Source organism: Spiribacter sp. SSL99 (genome assembly GCF_009805925.1).
In the GTDB taxonomy this organism is placed as follows: Bacteria; Pseudomonadota; Gammaproteobacteria; order Nitrococcales; family Nitrococcaceae; genus Spiribacter; species Spiribacter roseus.
Map to the genome: position 1 here is coordinate 98,996 of NZ_MAOM01000015.1, position 19,153 is coordinate 118,148.

General features: G+C 58.8%; 10 protein-coding genes and 1 tRNA gene. All 11 read left to right on the forward strand.

The genetic code is table 11. The annotated features are described in order from the left end of the window. Positions 1-6 precede the first annotated feature (6 nt). The 11 genes from BA899_RS04145 to thrS all read left to right on the forward strand — a co-directional run bounded on the left by BA899_RS04145 (position 7) and on the right by thrS (position 19,151). Positions 7-444, forward strand: coding sequence for a hypothetical protein (locus BA899_RS04145; RefSeq protein ID WP_159299833.1), 438 nt, complete (start codon positions 7-9; stop codon positions 442-444). 545 nt (positions 445-989) lie between these two features. Next, positions 990-1,523 carry a hypothetical protein gene (locus BA899_RS04150; RefSeq protein ID WP_159299834.1) on the forward strand — a complete coding sequence of 178 codons (534 nt, stop codon included), beginning with the start codon at positions 990-992 and terminating at the stop codon, positions 1,521-1,523. Between the two features lie 199 nt (positions 1,524-1,722). After that, a complete protein-coding gene (locus tag BA899_RS04155) occupies positions 1,723-2,544 on the forward strand; it encodes a hypothetical protein (protein ID WP_159299835.1) in 822 nt (273 codons plus the stop codon). Continuing rightward, a complete protein-coding gene (locus BA899_RS04160; RefSeq protein ID WP_159299836.1) occupies positions 2,531-3,082 on the forward strand; it encodes a BREX protein BrxB domain-containing protein in 552 nt (183 codons plus the stop codon). The genes BA899_RS04155 and BA899_RS04160 overlap by 14 nt, the downstream gene beginning before the upstream one ends. Next, a complete protein-coding gene (gene brxC / locus BA899_RS04165; RefSeq protein ID WP_235013293.1) occupies positions 3,083-6,538 on the forward strand; it encodes a BREX system P-loop protein BrxC in 3,456 nt (1,151 codons plus the stop codon). Positions 6,539-6,625: 87 nt separating this feature from the next. Further along, positions 6,626-10,069, forward strand: a complete 3,444-nt coding sequence (locus tag BA899_RS04170) for an N-6 DNA methylase (protein WP_159299917.1) — start codon at positions 6,626-6,628, stop codon at positions 10,067-10,069. A 113-nt stretch (positions 10,070-10,182) separates the two neighbouring features. Continuing rightward, positions 10,183-12,549, forward strand: coding sequence for a BREX-1 system phosphatase PglZ type B (gene pglZ, locus BA899_RS04175; protein WP_159299837.1), 2,367 nt, complete (start codon positions 10,183-10,185; stop codon positions 12,547-12,549). Beyond that, positions 12,546-14,594 (forward strand): BREX system Lon protease-like protein BrxL, encoded by a 2,049-nt coding sequence (gene brxL / locus BA899_RS04180; protein WP_159299838.1) that lies wholly within the window; start codon positions 12,546-12,548, stop codon positions 14,592-14,594. The genes pglZ and brxL overlap by 4 nt, the downstream gene beginning before the upstream one ends. 186 nt (positions 14,595-14,780) lie before the next feature. Then, complete coding sequence (locus tag BA899_RS04185) at positions 14,781-16,571, forward strand: DUF262 domain-containing protein (protein WP_159299839.1); 1,791 nt, start codon at positions 14,781-14,783, stop codon at positions 16,569-16,571. A gap of 516 nt (positions 16,572-17,087) precedes the next feature. Continuing rightward, positions 17,088-17,164 (forward strand) — tRNA-Val (locus BA899_RS04190). Between the two features lie 61 nt (positions 17,165-17,225). Beyond that, positions 17,226-19,151 carry a threonine--tRNA ligase gene (gene thrS, locus BA899_RS04195; protein WP_159299840.1) on the forward strand — a complete coding sequence of 642 codons (1,926 nt, stop codon included), beginning with the start codon at positions 17,226-17,228 and terminating at the stop codon, positions 19,149-19,151. Positions 19,152-19,153: the final 2 nt, after the last annotated feature.

A 19,153-nucleotide genomic window follows, 5' to 3' on the forward strand; every position in this document is an offset into this window, starting at 1 on the left:
GACTGAGTGATTGTTGCCGGCCCCTTGATGGACCCTCATGAGATGACCGCTCATGACGAGATGCTGCGGATGATTCGGTCGGCACGGGCGTCGCTCAATCCAGAGCCGATCATTGAGATCCTCGCGGGCGAGGCTGTTTATGAGGCGCAGGCGGTACTGCAGCCACTCGAGGGGCGCGATGCGATTGCCGATTACCTTCGCGAGCGGTTTGCCTTCTTCGAGGCCATCCGCCCAGAGCGTGACCTTGGCAAAATGCGGCTTGGGCGCGTAGATCTGCCCGCTGCCGCTGAGCACCCCTGTCTTGTGCTGGAGGCCGATGGTGGGTGCCAGGCGTCGTGGGTGGTTGCGCTCATCGACAATGCTCTATTTTCAAGGCGGATGAATGTCGACGCGGGAGCGCTAACCCTCAGCTCCGCGGCCTCTATTGAGTCTGCTTTCGAATGACTTCGCAGCGTGTACGACTGATAGGTGAAAGATGGGTATTACGGATTGGTTTTCTCCCGAACGATCGACTGCCGCATGGGCGGCGAAGCTCTTTAGGGGAATCTGCAAGGGTGACTGGAGCTATGCCAGAGAGAATAGAAGGGCCATCTTTGAGGAGATGATTCGGCGTCGACCCGGAACTCCCTCAACCGTGATGCTGGGTGTAACAGAAGGTTACGTAGAACATCTCAGTGCACTGTGTACGGTTATTCTCGCTAACGAGGCCATCCAGGTAGATCCAGATGACCTGCCCCTTATCGAGCAGCGGTTGAGGGATCGGTTGCTGGCGAAAGGCATACCTGCCGATTTGTGTTGAGACTGTTTCGTATGGCCTCGAGCATCGCCCAGCCTGAACGCTCCGACGCCGAAGCCGAAGGAGTATGTCCCCAGCGCATAGGTCTGCTAGGCGGAAAAACCCTTTGCGGTATGCCTTGGCCTTCCCACTAAGGGTGTGGACATCGCCTAGTGGCGCCGATAGGTTGGCAGCACTAGCACGGAGGATTGGGATGTGGCCATTTGCCAAGCGAGGGAGTCGCTTCGACGGGGATGCGGATGAGCATTTCCCCAGTGATATCAACCCGCGGGACTTCAAGGACAACAAGGCGACGATCAAGCTCTGGCTGCCGGGAAAGATCCTCGCTGGGGTCGACATCATCGGTCAGCGTCATCACGCCGGCCGGCCTGATGTTCTCCGTGCCATTCTCTTCGAGCACGTTTACGGCCGAGCCGAACTGGTTCATCTGGACATCCGTGAGCGCCGACGCCAGAGCAAGCTGACGGCGCGATTGCCAGATGTTCGCTTCATGCTGCGCGAACCGGACACCTACGATACCGCCCGTGCCGCGACGGCCGGGCTGATCGGGAAGGCGGAGCATGATTTCAAACTCGAGCTCCCCACCCGGTTGCGACATGAGCTGGTGGAACTGGCAGAAAGCGCTGATCAGGCGGTCTCGGAGTACATCCGCGGCGTGTTGGTGCGGCAGATACTCGGTGAGGCTCTCTACCAGCGTTGGATGCAGGCGTTGGAGGCGGTGGAGTGATCTGGCTCAATTGCCTGGCAAGCTTTCGCTCGGAGTCGTCTAGGTTGGCAAAGCCTGCCGACGCTGACATTTATCATCCCACTGCGAAGGGTCGGCGTCGTATTAAAGTAGGTACCATGGCGCCGCCCGCCCTCAATGTCATCTGCATGCGGAGACCGGCAAATTATGTATCGGCACTACGAACAGTAAGAGAAAACGTATGACCGTCGCACAGCCAATGGATCCACGCACGCGGGTCGGAAATCCGGCAATTGACAGCATGGGGATTAGAGATCGTCTGGGGGGAGCGCATGCAGCGCGGACTCTGATGTTTCGGGAGCTTGATGCCCTTGTTCGATACTGCGGTACTACGCCTCAGCCGCGGGGTGCATACCGCCTCGCAATCGTTGATGCCAACTGCCTAGCGAAGCGATCGGCGAAGTCGCGCAGTCTAACCTTTCGTCATCTTGTTGATCTGTATGGCCTTGAGGACACGCAACTTGTCTTCGTATCCCTGATGCACTTCTGGCAGCGAGACCCTGAATCTGGCCCGATATTGGCGCTGTGTGCCGCGTTGGCGCGTGATGGTTGGCTCGCGAGACTCGCTGATTACATCCTCAATTTGAAAGTAGGAGCATCGGTGAGCCGGATTATGGTTGAAGATCAGATCGAGCGGCTTGCTCCAGAGCGATTGAGCGACGCTACCCGAAAATCGCTCGCACAGAATATCAATAGCACTTTCACACAATCAGGGCATTTGAAAGGCCGAAGCACAAAATATCGTATCCGTGCAAAGCCGACTCCAACGAACGCAGCCTTCGCTCTCCTAATCAGCTACGCTTCGGGTGCACGAGGATCGGCTCTGTTCGAGACGGTGTATACGAAAGCCCTGGACTGTAGCCGTGAAGAAGCCATGGCTATGGCCGAGGCCGCTAGCCGTCGCGGTCTGATGCGTTTCAATCGGGTTGGTGATGTGATGGAGGTCGCCTTCCCGGATATCATCAGCCGTGCGGATTTGGAGCGTATTCATGAGCAAAATTAAGCAGCTCCTGCGCAACTACTCCAAGCATATCGCGATTCCCTGGCGCACAGACGCCGCGCCAGCGCAGCGGGTTATTTTCTGTGTCTATAACGAACAACACGAGCGAGCCCTGCGTGCGCGCATCGACGAGTTCGAGCTGGAAACGACACGGGCCGGCCATTCATGGTTCCGTTTCGATCTGAGCGATAGGTTTGCGGAGTGGCTGGCCGGTGAGCGTTACGCGAGGAAGTACTTTCAAGCGCCCGAATTAATCGACAATCTGTTACCCAAATACCAGGACCATCTGACCAAGAGATTCGGTGAGTTCATCGACGTCGAATGCCCGGATGCTGACAGCGTCGTGGCAGTTTCGGGTGTCGGTTCGCTATTCGGTCTACTCAAGGTGCGCAACGTCGTGGACGAGTTTGCGCCGCAGGTATCCGGGCGCCTTCTTGTGTTTTTCCCCGGGAGCTTCGAGAACAACAACTATCGCCTCCTTGATGGGTACGATGGCTGGAACTACCTCGCTGTCCCAATCACCGCAGATAAAGAGATTTAGATGAGTTCAAGCACGGCAATGAGGAATCGCGACGTCTATCAGAAGGATCCTGCAACCCGGAATCTGGCGAACAACGGGGTCGCCAATGTCAACGACGACACCTCGACCCCAGCTTTGGATGTCCTGCGCTACGAGTTGGAGACCTTCGTCTGCGACGGTGAGTATGAGCGCGGAGTCGTCCACATCCTGGATACCTACCTGAAGAATCTGGGGAAAGAGGAGCAGCCAGCCGTCTGGATCAGCGGGTTCTATGGCTCCGGTAAATCCCACCTCGCCAAGATGCTCCGCGCACTGTGGCTGGACAAGCCCTTCTCGGATGGTGCTACGCCTCGCGGCATTGCGCACCTGCCATCATCAGTGCAGGAGCATCTCGCTGAGCTGAACAGCCAGGGGAAGCGGCATGGCGGCCTACATGCTGCGTCCGGAACTCTAGGGGCGGGCGCCAGCGGTAGCGTGCGCTTGGCGCTTCTTCGCATCATTTTCAAGTCAGCCGGGCTACCGCAGCAGTACCCGCTGGCGCGGTTTGTCATGTGGCTGCGTGAAGAGGGCGTTCTCGAATCAGTTCGAGAGGGGGTAGAAAGCAAGGGGTACGATTGGCAGGAGGAGCTGGACAACTTCTATGTTGCAGACGGTCTTGCTGAGGCGCTAACGGAGCTAATGCCCAAGCGATTTGCCTCGCAGAGCGCCTGCGTGGAAACGCTCAACAACATGTTTCCCAACGTGAAGGACGTCTCTAACGACGAGATGCTGTATGCCATCAAGCAAGCGCTGATGCGGGATGAAAAGCTCCCGCTCACGCTGGTCGTCCTCGATGAAGTTCAACAATACATTGGCCCTGACGCGCAGCGCTCACAAGACGTGCAGGAAGTGATCGAAGCCTGCTGCAAATACCTCGGCGCGAAGTTGCTCTTTGTGGGCACGGGCCAGACGGCGATTACCGGCACGGCGAATCTTGCGCGGCTGCAGGGACGGTTTACCGTGCGAGTGCAGCTCTCCGATGCCGATGTGGATACCGTCATTCGTAAGGTCATCCTCGCCAAGAAACCGGAAGCAACGGACGCTATCGACCAAGTCATGACAACCAACCTGGGTGAGATTTCTCGTCACCTTAGTGGTAGTAGCCTCGCGCACCGGCAGGATGATCGCGCCTATTTCGTGCAGGACTATCCGATACTGCCAGTTCGGAGGCGCTTCTGGGAGACGGCGCTGCGTGTGCTGGATCAAACCGGCACCGACAGCCAGCTCCGTAACCAGCTCTCAATGGTTCACAAGGCGATCCAGAGTAATCTCGACGAAGGGTTGGGCCACGTCGTGCGCGCCGATTACATTTATTTCGACGGCGCCGAAAAGCTGTTGCAGGCCAGGGTGCTGCCGAAAAAACTCTACGAGGCCATCCAGACCTGGTCGCATGGCAGCGAGGACCAACAACTGCTCGCACGTGCCTGCGCACTGATTTTCTTGATTAACAAAGCTGTTAGCGGCCAGCCGAATATAGGCATTGAGCCAACCGTTGATACCCTCGCAGATTTGCTGGTCGAGGATCTCCCCACCGGCTCGGCCAGCCTGCGCAGCAAGCTGCCGGGCCTGCTGGAGGATTGCCAGCTCCTCATGAAGGTAGGCGACGAGTATCGTATCCAGACGGAGGAAAGCACCGCGTGGAACGACGCTTTTCGCAACCATCAAGCCAACATCGCGAACCAGCAGCATGTGGTCGAGGATGAGCGCGATAGCCGAATCCGCAAGTTGTTCGGCGAGATAGCCCGGCGCCTTACGCTGCAACAGGGCAAGTCTCGTGTCAGCCGTGATACGGCGACATGTTTCGACGCGGAGCTGCCTAAAGATGCGGGTAGCCGCATTTACCTCTGGCTGCGCGAAGGCTGGTCATCAGACGAAAACTCCGTGCGTGTCGATGCCCGTCAGGCTGGCAGTGAATCGCCCACGGTCTTTGTCTTTCTGCCGAAGCGCCACGGCGACGAGCTCCGTGAGCAACTCATGGAGTACAAGGCCGCCAAATACACCTTAGACGAGCGTGGTTCCCCCAGCACCCCAGACGGTAGCGAGGCGCGTGAAGCTATGGAAACCACAATGCGGCGCGCCGAAGGCCGCATAGAGGGCCTGCTCCAGGAGTGCTTTGCCGACGCTCGGGTGTTCCAGGGTGGCGGTAATGAGGTCAGTGGCAACAATCTGCTCGATATGCTGCAGGAGGCGGCGGAGGCTGCGCAGATCCGGCTCTATCCACAGTTCGATGCCGCCGATCACACGGGCTGGGGCAAGGTGCTGGAGAAGGCCAAGCAGGGCGCGCCGGATGCGCTGAAGGCTGTTGGGGACGAAGGCGAGCCAGGCAACAATCCCGTCTGCAAGGCCATTCTGGGCTTCATCGCTGGCGGCAAGAGCGGTGCTGAGATTCGTGATCGCTTCGAAGGGCCACCCTACGGTTGGTCCGGCGACGCGGTGGATGGGTCGCTGCATATTCTGATGGTTTCTGGCCAGGTCCGGGCCCAGGATGATCGCGGCAACCCCGTCGAGCCGGGAAACCTAAATCGCAGCGCCATTGGCAAAACACACTTTCGTGTCGAGTCAGCGACCATCACCACCGCCCAGCGCATCCAGATACGCAAGCTCATGCAGAATCTCGGTATTCAGGCGAGGTCGCATGAAGAACTGCGATCCGCTCCTCAATTCCTCGATGTCCTACGCGAACTGGCTGAGGCTGCTGGCGGCGAAGCCCCACAGCCGGAGCCGCCGGATATCACTTTCATCGATGAGCTGCGCCAATGCGCCGGCAATGAACAGTTACTCGCGCTTTACAGTCAGCGCGAGACGATCAGCGACAACATTGAACAGTGGAAGGTTGTTCGCGACAAACTCAAAGAGCGCTTGCCGCAATGGCGAACCGTTAAGCAGCTTGCTCAGCACGCCGAGTCGCTAAAGGACACCGAGGCGCTGCGCAAGCAGGCTGAGAGCATCGAGGAGCACCGCAAGCTCCTGGCTGAACCGGAGCCCTGTACCGAGTTGGCCAATAACTTGGCCCAGGCGCTGCGTGAGGAACTAAATAGGCTCGATGCCAGATACAACGCCGAGCATGAAACCGGCATGGAGCGCCTTGAGCTGGATGCCAACTGGCAGGCCTTGGAGCCGGAGCAGCGCGACACCTTGCTCGCTGCCCAGCGACTAACCACCGGTGATGCGCCGGACATCAAGTTACAGACCACGAATGATGTGTTGGCCACCTTGAATCGGACGGGTTTGACGACTCTGGCCGATCGTGTGGCCGCAATGCCGAGTCGCTTCAATCAGGTCTTGGAAGAGGCTGCGCAGCTTTGCGAGCCGAAGGTCCAGTTCATTGACTTGTCCCGTCCGACGCTGCAATCCGAAGCCGATATCGATGAATGGGCGGAGCAGGCCAAGAAGCAGCTCAAGGCGGGACTGAGCAAAGGTCCGGTGATGCCGCGATAGGTCACCACGGATAATCGCAGCACGTCACGCATTGCTACCGCGGAGATGTTTCTGAATGGCTGATCAACACAAAAAGAACCCGCAATGATGCAACCTCTCGACAAACGCCTGCGCAATCAGCTCGAAAACATCGTCGTCGAGGCCCGTGAGCTGGCAGAGAGGGCCGCCCGGGCCGCGCTCGAAGAGCTAGGTGTGGAAGAAGCGAGTCCTTTCCCGGATCAAAGTGCAGTCCAGCGCGAGCTGCGTCGGCGGCTGCGCCTGCACGGACGTCAGCTTGGTGATCCCCTCAATGGTGGCAAAGCCCAAGGCATAGACCGCCTTGTAGAAGAGGTCGCCTACGAGCACTGGCACCGCATGCTGTTTGCGCGATTCTTAGCCGAGAACGCATTGCTCATGTACCCGGATCCGGACGGGCCGGTGCCAGTGACGCTGCAGGACTGCGAAGACCTTGCCGTCGATGAAGGCGCCGCTAACGGCTGGGAGCTGGCGGCGCGTTACGCCGCACAGATGTTGCCGCAAATTTTCCGTGTGGACTCGCCGGCCTTCGAGCTAAAGCTGCCCACCAACTTCCAGCGGCCGCTGGAACGTCTGCTGGCAGATCTGCCCACAGAGGTCTTCACGGCCTCCGATGCGCTCGGGTGGGTTTACCAGTTCTGGCAGACCAACAATAAGGAACGGATCAACAAGTCCGAGGTGAAGATTGGTGCGCGCGAGTTGCCCGCCGTGACACAGCTCTTCACCGAGCCCTATATGGTGAGCTTCTTGCTGGATAATGCTCTGGGGGCTTGGTGGGCGGCGCGCCGGCTCAGTGACGAGGATCTGCGCACTGCGCCGGATGAGGAAACCCTGCGCCGTAAGGCCGCAATCCCTGGCGTGCCGTTGGAGTATCTGCGCTTTGTGGAGGAGACCGATGCGCAGGGTGCTACGCGTTGGTGCACTGCCGCCGGCAGCTTCTCCGGCTGGACGGAGGATCTCGGCGCGCTGAAGACGCTGGACCCCTGCTGCGGCTCCGGCCATTTCCTGGTGTCTCTGCTGCTGATGCTGGTGCCCATGCGCATGGAGATGGAAGGCCTGGACGCCCGCCAGGCAGTGGATGCCGTGCTGCGCGACAACCTGCATGGCTTGGAGATCGATCAGCGTTGTGTGGAGCTGGCAGCTTTTGCCCTTGCGCTGACGGCTTGGCGCTATCCGGGCGCGGGCGGCTACCGCAAGCTCCCGGAAATCCAGGTGGCCTGTTCAGGCCTGTCCGTTAGCGTGGCCAAGGAGGAATGGAAGCAGCTCGGCCTGGGCCGCAAGAACCTCTCCATCGCCCTTGACTGGATGCATGACGTTTTCTGCGATGCGCCGGTGCTCGGCAGCCTGCTGAATCCGGCTAAGACCGATGCCGCCAAGGTCGTGCAGTGGGACGAGCTCTCTACCGTGCTGGACGAGGCCCTGCAGCAGGAAAGTACGGACGAACAGCGCGAGGTTGCCGTGGTGGCTCATGGTTTGGCCAAAGCCGCAACGCTCCTAGCCGGACAGTATCACTGGGTGGTGACCAATGTGCCGTACTTGAAACGCGGCAAGCAGAGCCAGCGCCTGCGCGATTTCTGCGAAAAGCACTACCCGGCGGCGAAGGCCGACCTCGCCATCGTCTTCTTGGATCGCTGCCTGGAGCTATGCACTGAGGGCGGCAGCAGCAGCATCGTGCTGCCGCAAAACTGGTTGTTCCTCGCCAGCTACAAGCGGTTCCGCGAAAAACTCTTAAAGGCGGATCAGTGGAACCTCGTTGCACGGATGGGTGAGCACGGTTTCGATTCACCACAGGCCGCAGGGGCATTCACGACCATGATCACCCTGACCCGTGGAGAGGCCAACCGCGCACACGGGGCGCTCTTCGACACCGACGCCGACACCTATCGCCTGCGCGGCCTGGATGTCTCCGAGCCCAAAACGGTTGCTGATAAGGCTGCTGCGCTGCTTAGTTCTGAGGTTAAAAGTTTGAAACAGACGGAACTATTGGGTAACCCGGATGCGCGCATAACATTTGAGGTTGAGGAAGCTGCGACTCTGCTTAGCGAATACGCTGAAGGGCTTGTTGGGCTCCAAACAAGCGACGATTCAATGTTCCTAGTTTATTTTTGGGAATTGCCAGAAATGCATCATCGAGTTTGGGAGTATATGCAGGGGACTCCTAGCGAGCTTATTGATTTTGCTGGTATGTCGTATCTCGTTCGCTGGGAGCAAGGCGAAGGGCTGCTTCTCAATATTCCCTCTGCCTATCCCACTAAAGGGTTGAAAGCGGTTGGGAAGAGTGGTGTCGCGATACACCGTATGAGGGTTTTGGCACCATATCGATTCGCACGGGAACGATTCCATCAGAACGTTGCGCTGATACTTCCCGAGAACGATCAACTTATCCCCGCCATCTGGTGCTTCTGCTCATCCCCCGAATATAACGAAGCGGTTCGGGATATTGACCAAAGTTTGAAGGTCACGAACGCAACACTTGTTAAGGTCCCCTTCGACCTTGAGCACTGGAAGAAGGTGGCCGCCGAACGCTACCCGAACGGCCTCCCGCAGCCTTACACCAACGACCCCACTCAGTGGATTTTCCATGGCCATCTCTGCGGCTCAGTGATCTGGGACGAGGAGAGTAAGTGGACGGCGCAAGACACGTTGCGCACGGACGAGACGGTGCTGCAGGTGGCGGTCGCGCGCCTGCTCGGCTATCGCTGGCCGGCGGAGCTGGATCCTGAGATGGAACTGGCCACCGAGCAGCGCGACTGGGTTGAGCGCAGCGAGGCTCTGCTGCCCCATGTCGACGACGACGGCATAGTCTGTATCCCGCCCGTTCGCGGCGAGGCCGCTGCCGCCGATCGGCTGCTGAGCGCGTTGGCCGCTGCCTATGGCGAGCAGTGGTCCAACGAGGTGCTTGCCAAGCTGCTGAGACGCTCCGGCCACGCCGGGAAAACGCTCGAAAGCTGGCTGCGCGACAAGTTCTTCGCGCAGCACTGCAAGCTGTTCCAGAACCGCCCCTTCATCTGGCAAATCTGGGACGGCCTGCGCGACGGCTTCTCAGCGTTATTGAACTATCACCGGCTGGACTATAAGAATCTGGAGACGGTGGTCTACACCTACCTAGGAGACTGGATCAAGCGGCAGAAGCAATACATCAGCAGTGGGGTCGACGGTGCCCAGGAAAAGCTCGACGCTGCAGAGGTGCTCAAGGAGCGCCTGCTACTGATCCTGGAAGGCGAGAAGCCGTACGACATCTTCGTGCGTTGGAAGCCCCTGGCCGAGCAGCCCATCGGCTGGAACCCAGACCTCAACGATGGTGTGCGCCTGAACATCCGCCCCTTTATGACCGTGCCGGATATCAAGAAGAGTGGGGCGGGGGTGCTGCGCGACAAGCCCAACATCCACTGGAAGAAGGATCGCGGCAAGGACGTTGAATCTGCTCCCTGGTTTCATACCTTCGGTGGCGAGCGGATCAACGACCACCACCTCGGCCTGGTCGAAAAGCTTGAAGCACGCGGTGATGGCGGCTGAGTTGGGGCCATAGTGGATTACCAAGACACATTTCCTGCACAGCTCAAAGGCACTGTCGATGAGAGGAGTGTTCAAATCCATCCTCTGTCGGCCTGTATGAACGGAGTCCATGCATGAGCATTCAGCCGCCGAGTGAGCAACCACTGACAGTGGCGCAAGCGCTGATTGCTGCCGTGCGACGTGCTGCACGGCATAACACTGACACCGAGAGCGCGCCGCACTGCATTTTATGGACTGATCGCGATCAGCAGTGGCAGAGCATCATTCCCCAATTACAGGGCGATATACCTGAGCTCTTGGTGCTGGGGGATTACGATCCCAAAAGACGGAGTGGCCCGGCGATTTGGCTGCGCTGTGCGATCGCTCGAGTGCTCGACGAGGTCTACCTGTCATCGGATGCGACGCCTGTGCTCTATTTGCCGGGCGTCGGGCGCCAGGATCTCCGCGCGGTGGAGAACTGCCCGCAATTCCTGAAGCCACTGGCTGAGCTGCAATATCGCGGCGTGACTTGGTCACAGGTCAACGGTAAGGATTGGACCGTAACGGCATTTTTGAAGTCCGACCAGGGTGGCCTGGGTCTAGATGTGCCGCGGGACGATGATACCAAGCGGGCGATGCTCCTGGCGCTAGATAGCTTGGTTGATGAGGACGTGGCGTTATTGCGTGGTAAGCGGTTGGACGCTACCTACTTTAATACGTTACTGGCAGGAGGTGATCCAACGCGAGATCTGCTGAAGTGGCTGAACGATGCAGAGAGCTTCCGCGGCGAGCGTGACGACCAGCAATGGGCGGCTTTTCGTGAAGTCTGTCGAGCCCAATTTGCGTTTGATCCGAACGACGGACCTATTGCCGGGGCTGCTAAGCTGGCGGGTCGCAATGGGCCATGGCTACTCGTTTGGCAGCGCTTCAGTGAGTCTGCGCACCGATACCCGCACATCCCAGCGCAGATTCGGCGCAGCAAGGCTCCAGATTTCGGTCTGTTTTCTGATGCCGTGGACGTTGGTGGCTGGCCGCAGTGGAACGATAGCCAAGAGAGCGCATTGCGCCATCAGCTAACTGCGCTGGCTGATACGCCAGCCCATCAGGCGAGGGAGCATATCCATAAGCTCAACAAGGAGCATGCTGCCCGGCGCGAGCTTGTTTGGGCCGAACTTGGGGAATCGCCGCTGGCTTGCGCATTGGAACCGCTAAACACGCTAGCAGAGGTGACGAGTAATTCGCTTGCGGCTGGCGGCATTGCGGAGATTAAGGCCGCCTACACCACATTCGGCTGGAAAGCGGATGATGCTGTTTTGGCAGCACTGGCTTACCTGCGCGCGCAACAAGACCTAGATGCTGTCACGTCCGCAATTCGGGCGATATATCTGGAATGGTGCCAAGACTCTGCGCGTCATCTGCAGACGATCGCCGCTCAACAGTCCCCACCCGGTGGCGTTCGTAGTGAGAGCCCGCCGCAGTCCATTCGCGACAACCAATGCGTGCTGTTCGTAGATGGGCTGCGTTTCGATACAGGCAAACGTCTCGCCGCGCGCTTGGAAGGAATCGGGCTGACCATTGAAGAGATACCGATATGGGCCGCATTGCCTAGCGTGACGGCGACCGGCAAAGCCGCTGTCACGCCAGTATCGGACAAAATTGCGGGAGAAGCAGGCAGTACGAATTTCGAACCAAGCGTTGCCGAGACCGGAACAACACTGAGTGGGTATCAGCTCAAGAAATTACTGAAGGGTTCAGATTGGCAATGCCTGCGCGGTGACGAGCTCGGTACGGGCGAGGGACAGGCATGGTGCGAGTTTGGCGACATCGATCATGAAGGTCATTCTCGTGGCTGGAAGTTAGCTCAGCACCTCGACACCCTTCTGAGTGAGGTGCAGGTTCGAGTGGAGGAGTTGCTCGCGGCGGGCTGGGAGGAAGTGCGCGTGGTCACGGATCACGGTTGGTTGCTGCTGCCCGGTGGGCTGCCGAAGATAGAATTGCCCAGCGCGTTGGCGGAATCAAAATGGGGGCGTTGCGCGGCCATCAAAGAGGGCGCGCGAACGCAGGAGCGGCTTTTCCCTTGGTACTGGAATCCGCATCAGGAGTTTGCGCTGGCGGACGGCATTAGCTGCTACAAGCATGGCGAGGACTACGCTCACGGTGGGTTGAGTCTGCAGGAATGCCTCACGCTCCAGTTGGTCGTTAAGGGGGCTGCGTCCTGGGCGAGTGCGAACGTGGAAATCGCTGACGTAACCTGGCGTGGGCTACGCTGCAACGTGGCGCTGGAGCAGGAGGGCGTCGAGGCCACAGCGGATCTGCGTGAACGGGCGGGTGATCCGGAGAGCAGTGTCGTGATGGCGCCGCGCATTCTCAGGGATAACGGCACCTGCTCGCTGGTAGTAGAAGACGAGGGCTTGGAGGGCAAGGTAGCGATTCTGGTGCTGTTGGATGATGCGGGGCGTTTGATTCAGCAGCGCGAGGTACAGATAGGCGGGGGCTCATGAGCGTAGAACTTGATGCGATCGATAACTTGGCTGTTGGTGCACTGGATGGCTATCTGGTGCGCAAGGACCTCGTACGGACCTTTAGTCGCCAGTTCCCGGTGCCGACCTATGTCGTGGAGTTCCTGTTGGGGCGCTACTGCGCCAGCGTGGATCCGGATGAGATCAATGAGGGCCTGGAGATTGTTCAGCGCCAGTTGCAGTCACGCACGGTCAAGGCGGGGGAGGAGGAGTTATTCAAGTCCCGCGCGCGCGAGCAGGGCGAGATCAAACTGATCGACATGCTCACTGCCCGGCTCGACACCAAGACGGATACTTACATCGCAACTCTGCCAAGCCTGCGGATCAAGGATGCGCGCATTTCAGCCGAGCTGGCGAATGCCCATGAGCGCATGTTTACCGGTGGCTTCTACGCAGAGATCACGCTGGCCTACGACGCTGCGATTGCCGTGGAACAAAACGGCCGGCCCTTCGCCGTAGGCGGCCTGCGCGAGATCCAGCTCTCTAGCCGTGATGTCCTTGAAAAGCTCGGCGAGGCCCGTAATCAGTTCAGCACGGCCCAGTGGAAGGATTTCCTGCTGCGCTCCACCGGTATCGAGCCCGGAGCTCTGAGCGAGCGTGAGAAGGATGCGCTGATGTTGCGCATGGTTCCCTTCGTGGAGCGCAATTATAACCTGGTGGAGCTTGGCCCCCGAGGTACTGGTAAGAGCCACCTGTTCCAGCAAGTCTCGCCCTACGCACATCTGATTTCCGGCGGCAAGGCCACGGTTGCCAAGATGTTCGTCAACAACGCCAATGGTCAGCGTGGATTGGTCTGTCAGTATGACGTTGTCTGCTTTGATGAGGTCTCCGGCATCTCTTTTGACCAAAAAGATGGTGTGAACATCATGAAGGGCTACATGGAATCCGGGGAATTCAGTCGCGGGAAGGAGAGCATCCGCGCTGATGGCAGCATCGTCCTGGTTGGTAACTTCGAAGTGGATGTCGAGCATCAACAGCGCATTGGTCACCTCTTCGGACCGATGCCGCCAGAGATGAAAGACGACACAGCCTTCATGGATCGCATCCACGCCTTTCTGCCAGGGTGGGATGTGCCCAAGGTGCGCAGTGAAATACTCACTGATCACTTCGGATTGGTGAGTGACTTCCTCTCCGAGTGCTGGAGTCAACTGCGCGCCCAAAGCCGGCTCGCGACGATTCAGGATCGCGTGCATTACGGTGGAGCTTTGTCTGGCCGTGATACGAATGCCGTCAATAAGACTGTCGGCGGTTTGCTTAAATTGCTGTATCCGGCCGGTGATGAGATTTCCGACGAAGACTTGGAATGGGCTGTGCGCATCGCCCTCGAGGCGCGGCGGCGGGTAAAGGAACAGCAGAAGCGCATCGGTGCAGCCGAGTTCCGGAATACCCACTTCAGCTACATGCTCGGCGCGGACGGGGTCGAGAAGTTCGTGTCCACGCCCGAGTTGCAGAGTGGAGGCGGCATCGGCGATGACCCTCTGGAGCCCGGTCAGGTATGGGCGATCAGCCCTGGAGCTGAGGGCGAGCACCCCGGGCTGTTCCGTATAGAGGTCAACGAGGGGCCGGGATCGGGCGTTAAAATCTTGAACAAGCCGGTGCCGCCTTCATTTAAGGAAAGCATGGGCTTCGCAGAGCAAAACCTCTATGCACGGTCCCAACAGCTCGTTGGTGATAAAGATCCGCGGCAACACGAGTTCACGACGCAGATTCGGGGCTTCGATGCGGCGAAAGCGGGCGCCAAAGTCGGAGTTGCATCGGTCATCGCGCTTTCAACCGCTCTGCTTAAACGCAGCGTTAAGGGCGGTCTTGTTGTCGTCGGAGAACTCAACTTGGGTGGCTCGATTGAGCCAATCCATGACGCTGTTAATTTGGTGGAAATAGCTGTTGAGAAGGGGGCTAGCGTGGTCTTGATGCCCGTGACTTGTCGAAAGCAACTACTCGATTTGTCCGATGACATGGCGACTAAGGTGGACATTCAGTTCTTTTCCGATGCTCGGGATGCGCTTTTGAAGGCCGTCGCGGATTAGTCCACGAAGAACCCGGCTCCGAGAGGGGTCTGGGTGCGTTGCCGTGCGAGACTCTGGGAGAAATCAGTTGTAGCGGGTTGCAGGCTTGGCCATCACAGTTGAGGTGACCCGAATGCCCGTGTATCGGATGACATCCCTTCAGCGTCCCAGTTTTTGGGTGAGCTGAGCGGCCTGGGAGGGCCATTGATGGCCAAGTACGAAGTTAAACAGACCGCAGTGAGCCAGGTCCTCGCTGATGTTCGGAGCGATAAGATCGCGATCCCGGAGCTTCAGCGCCCGTTCGTCTGGAAGACACCGCAAGTTAGGGATCTGATTGACTCCCTTTATCACGGCTACCCGGTGGGCTACCTCATCACCTGGCAATCAGTGGGGGCCAAGCTCAAGGGCGGGGAGGTCGCCGCCCACCAGCAGATCCTTATTGATGGCCAGCAACGAGTCACGGCGCTGCGAGCCGCGATCGCCGGTCAATCAGTGGTTGGGCGGAACTATCAGCGAAAGCGCATAGCCATATCGTTCAATCCGGTCACCGAGGAATTCGCAACCCGCACACCCGCCATCGACCGGAGCAGCCAGTGGATTCATGACATTGCGGAGTTCTTCTCCGGGACTCGACAGCTCACCTTTCTGCGGCACTACTTCGAGAAGAACCCCGGCGTGGATGAGGACACAGTGGAGGTCGCCATCGGCAAGCTCGCCGCGATCGAACACGCCCAGGTGGGGGTGATCTCACTGGCCGATGACCTCGATGTCGAGACGGTGGCGGAGATCTTTGTGCGCATCAACGCCAAGGGCGTACCGCTCTCCAGTGCCGACTTCGTGATGAGCAAAATTGCCACCTACGGCGAGGAAGGGCGAAACCTGCGCAAGCTCATTGACTACTTCTGCCATCTTGCGGTGGCGGGGCACGCGTTCGACGATATTTCCGCGAACGACCAAGAGTTCGCCGCCACCGATCATCTTAAGAAAATCAGTTGGCTGAAGAACCAATCGGATGAGCTTTTCCAGCCTGAATACACGGACATTATTCGCGTGGCGGGACTGGTTGGCTTCTCCCGGGGCAAGGCGGGTGCGATCGTGAGTGAACTCTCTGGCCTTGATCCAGAGACCCGCAAAGTCGATGAGTCCCGCATTCCAGGAGCTTATGCGCGCCTTAGCGAGACATTGAACGAGATGGTCCGGCAGACCCATGTCGAGCGGTTTGTGATGATGATTAAATCAGCGGGGTTCATCGATGCCAGCATGATTGGCTCCAAAAATGCTCTGAACTTCGCCTATGCGCTCTATCTGCGCACCCGCCAGAACGAGGCAATGACCGAGGGTGAACGGTCCCGTCTGGTCAAGCGTTGGTTTGTGATGAGTTTGCTGACGGGCCGGGCGGTGGGCAGCTTTGAGTCGATCTGGGAGACGGATCTGCGCCGCATTGAGGAGCATGGAGCGCCCCAGTACCTATCGATGCTCGAGCAGTCTGAGCTGGGCGAGGGCTTTTGGACCGGCGCCTTGCCGCAACTGCTCATGACCCCAAGCCGCCGCAGTCCCGCCTTTCAGACCTATCTCGCTGCGCGTGTTCACACCGGTGGTCGCGGCTTTCTCTCCAAGTCCATTGGGGTCGCGCACATGCTCGAGGGCCACGGGGATATTCATCACATCGTTCCAAAGAACCACCTCGTTCAGAATGGTTTCCCTAAAGCGGGCGATTATAATCAGGTCGCCAATTTCGCACTCACGGAGACGCCCATCAATATCGGCATCAAAGACCACCCACCTTGTAAATATATGCGATGGATCGATGAGCAGGTGCGAACCGGTGAGCTGTACCTTGGAGAGATCAGCGATCCCCGTGACTTAGCCGAGAACCTAACGGAGAACGCAATCCCCGCATTTATCCGCGAGGTGAGCGCCGAGAAATACGAAGAATTCCTGCGAGAGCGGCGGCGGTTAATGGCTCAAGCTATTCGGCGTTTCTATAACGCATTATGATTTCCATCGGGCCGGTGTGATACGTAGCTAATATGAGTCCGTAATACACCTGCACTGAGCTGGACCTCGACGCCCTGCAACGAGCCCTTTTGGAGTTGATTGAAGCGAAGCACAACCGAGCCCGTCGCGATTTTCCCCTTGAAATCATCAGCATTCATGCGTTCGAGGCAGAAGATAGTCGCGTAATCGAGTGTCCACTGTTACTGGGCAAGATCATCGGTGGGTCTGGTTATAGTCACCCTGAACCGTGAGGTGGTGCTCAAAAAGTCCCCTCTAGCTAACTAGACTCGGCGGTCGCGCATGAACGTCTTGGGCACATTTTGGGCACAAAATGGGCACAGAACGGGCGGGAGCCAGCGCGTCTCATCCGGTGACCTTAAGCACAGCAGCTTGATCGACGCCGGGCATAAACCTAGTCGAGTCGCTTGGCAGGATCAAAGAGCCCTTTAAAACAGGAAGTTGCAATCTCCCTTTGGCAACGCCGCCCAATCCCGCTATACTCTCACCCCTGACGACAGGCGCGTAGCTCAGTAGGTTAGAGCACCACCTTGACATGGTGGGGGTCGGTGGTTCGAATCCACTCGCGCCTACCACATCCTGTCCGCTCACCAATGCAAGTGGCCTCTGGTATGGGTCACCACTGTGGAGTCCTGAATGCCCCTCATTACTCTTCCTGATGGCAGCCAACGCGAGTATGCCGAGGCGCTGTCCGTCCTCGATATTGCCCGCGATATCGGTGCGGGCCTCGCGAAGGCGACCATTGCCGGTCGCGTCAATGGCACGCTTGTTGACGCCGTCGACCTTGTTGACGACGACGCCGAGCTGCAGATCATCACCCCGCGCGACGCCGAAGGCCTCGAGATCATCCGCCATTCCTGCTGCCATCTGCTGGGTCAGGCGGTCAAGCAGCTCTACCCCGAGGCGCAGATGGCGATCGGCCCGGTGGTGGAAGGCGGGTTCTACTACGACATCCGCTACGACGCCGGCTTTCATCCGGAGGATCTCGAGCGCATCGAACAGCGCATGGCAGAGCTGATCGATCAGGAATACGACGTCATCAAGCATGTCACGCCGCGATTCGAGGCGCTGCAGCTGTTCCGTGAGCGCGGCGAGAATTACAAGGTCGAGTTGATCGAGAACCTCACCGACGTCGATTCGATGGCGCTCTATCATCATCAGGAATACGTCGACATGTGCCTGGGCCCGCATGTGCCCAACACACGCTTCCTCAAGGCATTCAAGCTCACGAAGCTGGCTGGCGCCTACTGGCGGGCCGATGCCAACAACGAGATGCTCCAGCGCATCTACGGCACCGCGTTTGCCGATCGCAAGGCGCTCAAGGCGCATCTGAAGTTTCTGGAAGAGGCGCAGAAGCGCGACCACCGCCGCATCGCCCGCAGTCAGGATCTTTTCCATATCCAGGAAGAGTCGCCGGGGATGGTGTTCTGGCACCCCAATGGCTGGCGGATCTACACCACCCTGCAGGACTACCTGCGCGGGCGGCTCTCTGAGCATGGCTATCAGGAGATCCGTACGCCCGAGCTGGTGGATCGCAGTCTCTGGGAGCGCTCGGGGCACTGGGAGAAGTTCCGCGAGGACATGTTCACGACGCACTCCGAACATCGTGACTACGCCGTCAAGCCCATGAACTGCCCCTGCCATGTGCAGGTGTACAACCAGGGCCTGAAAAGCTACCGCGATCTGCCGCTGCGGCTTTCGGAATTCGGCAACTGTCATCGCAATGAGCCATCGGGGACGCTCCATGGGCTGATGCGGGTGCGCAATTTTACCCAGGACGATGCCCATATATTCTGTACCGAAGACCAGCTACAGGCCGAGGTATCGGCGTTTCTCGACCTGGCCTTCAGCGTCTATCGCGACTTCGGTTTTGATGATGTCCAGGTGGCCCTGTCCACCCGCCCGGCCAAGCGCGTGGGCGAGGACGGGTTGTGGGATCGTGCCGAGGCGGCCCTCGAACAGGCCCTGTACGCCAAGGACATGGGCTTTACCGTCAACCCGGGCGAGGGCGCGTTCTATGGGCCCAAGATTGAACTGTCGATGCGCGATTGCCTGAATCGGGTCTGGCAGTGCGGGACCATGCAGGTCGACTTCTCAATGCCCGGTCGACTGGATGCCGAGTACGTCACCGAGAGTGGCGATCGCGCCGTCCCGGTGATGCTCCACCGGGCGATCTTTGGCTCGTTCGAGCGCTTCATCGGCGTGCTGACCGAGCACTACGGCGGTGACTGGCCCGTCTGGCTCGTCCCCACCCAGGTGCAGGTGGTCAATATCACCGATCGCCAGGCGGATTATGCCGAGACCATCCGGAAACATCTGACGGACCGGGGTTTTCGCGCCGAGTCCGACTTGAGGAACGAGAAGATCGGCTTTAAGATCCGTGAACATACGATTCAGCGGGTACCGTATATGGTCGTTGTCGGCGATCAGGAGCGGGACACCGGCGCTGTGGCGGTCCGCACCCGCACCGGTGAGGACCTGGGGTCGATGTCGCTTGAGGCACTGATTGACCGGCTGGACCGTGACGTGGCCCGTTTGGGCCGAACGCTTGTGGAGGATTGAAG

What these genes read in the sequence shown, in the direction of transcription:
- BA899_RS04150 (WP_159299834.1), top strand. Translation starts at nt 990, where the DNA reads ATGTGGCCATTTGCCAAGCGAGGGAGTCGCTTCGACGGGGATGCGGAT.
- BA899_RS04155 (WP_159299835.1), top strand. Translation starts at nt 1,723, where the DNA reads ATGACCGTCGCACAGCCAATGGATCCACGCACGCGGGTCGGAAATCCG.
- BA899_RS04160 (WP_159299836.1), top strand. Translation starts at nt 2,531, where the DNA reads ATGAGCAAAATTAAGCAGCTCCTGCGCAACTACTCCAAGCATATCGCG.
- brxC (WP_235013293.1), top strand. Translation starts at nt 3,083, where the DNA reads ATGAGTTCAAGCACGGCAATGAGGAATCGCGACGTCTATCAGAAGGAT.
- BA899_RS04170 (WP_159299917.1), top strand. Translation starts at nt 6,626, where the DNA reads ATGCAACCTCTCGACAAACGCCTGCGCAATCAGCTCGAAAACATCGTC.
- pglZ (WP_159299837.1), top strand. Translation starts at nt 10,183, where the DNA reads ATGAGCATTCAGCCGCCGAGTGAGCAACCACTGACAGTGGCGCAAGCG.
- brxL (WP_159299838.1), top strand. Translation starts at nt 12,546, where the DNA reads ATGAGCGTAGAACTTGATGCGATCGATAACTTGGCTGTTGGTGCACTG.
- BA899_RS04185 (WP_159299839.1), top strand. Translation starts at nt 14,781, where the DNA reads ATGGCCAAGTACGAAGTTAAACAGACCGCAGTGAGCCAGGTCCTCGCT.
- thrS (WP_159299840.1), top strand. Translation starts at nt 17,226, where the DNA reads ATGCCCCTCATTACTCTTCCTGATGGCAGCCAACGCGAGTATGCCGAG.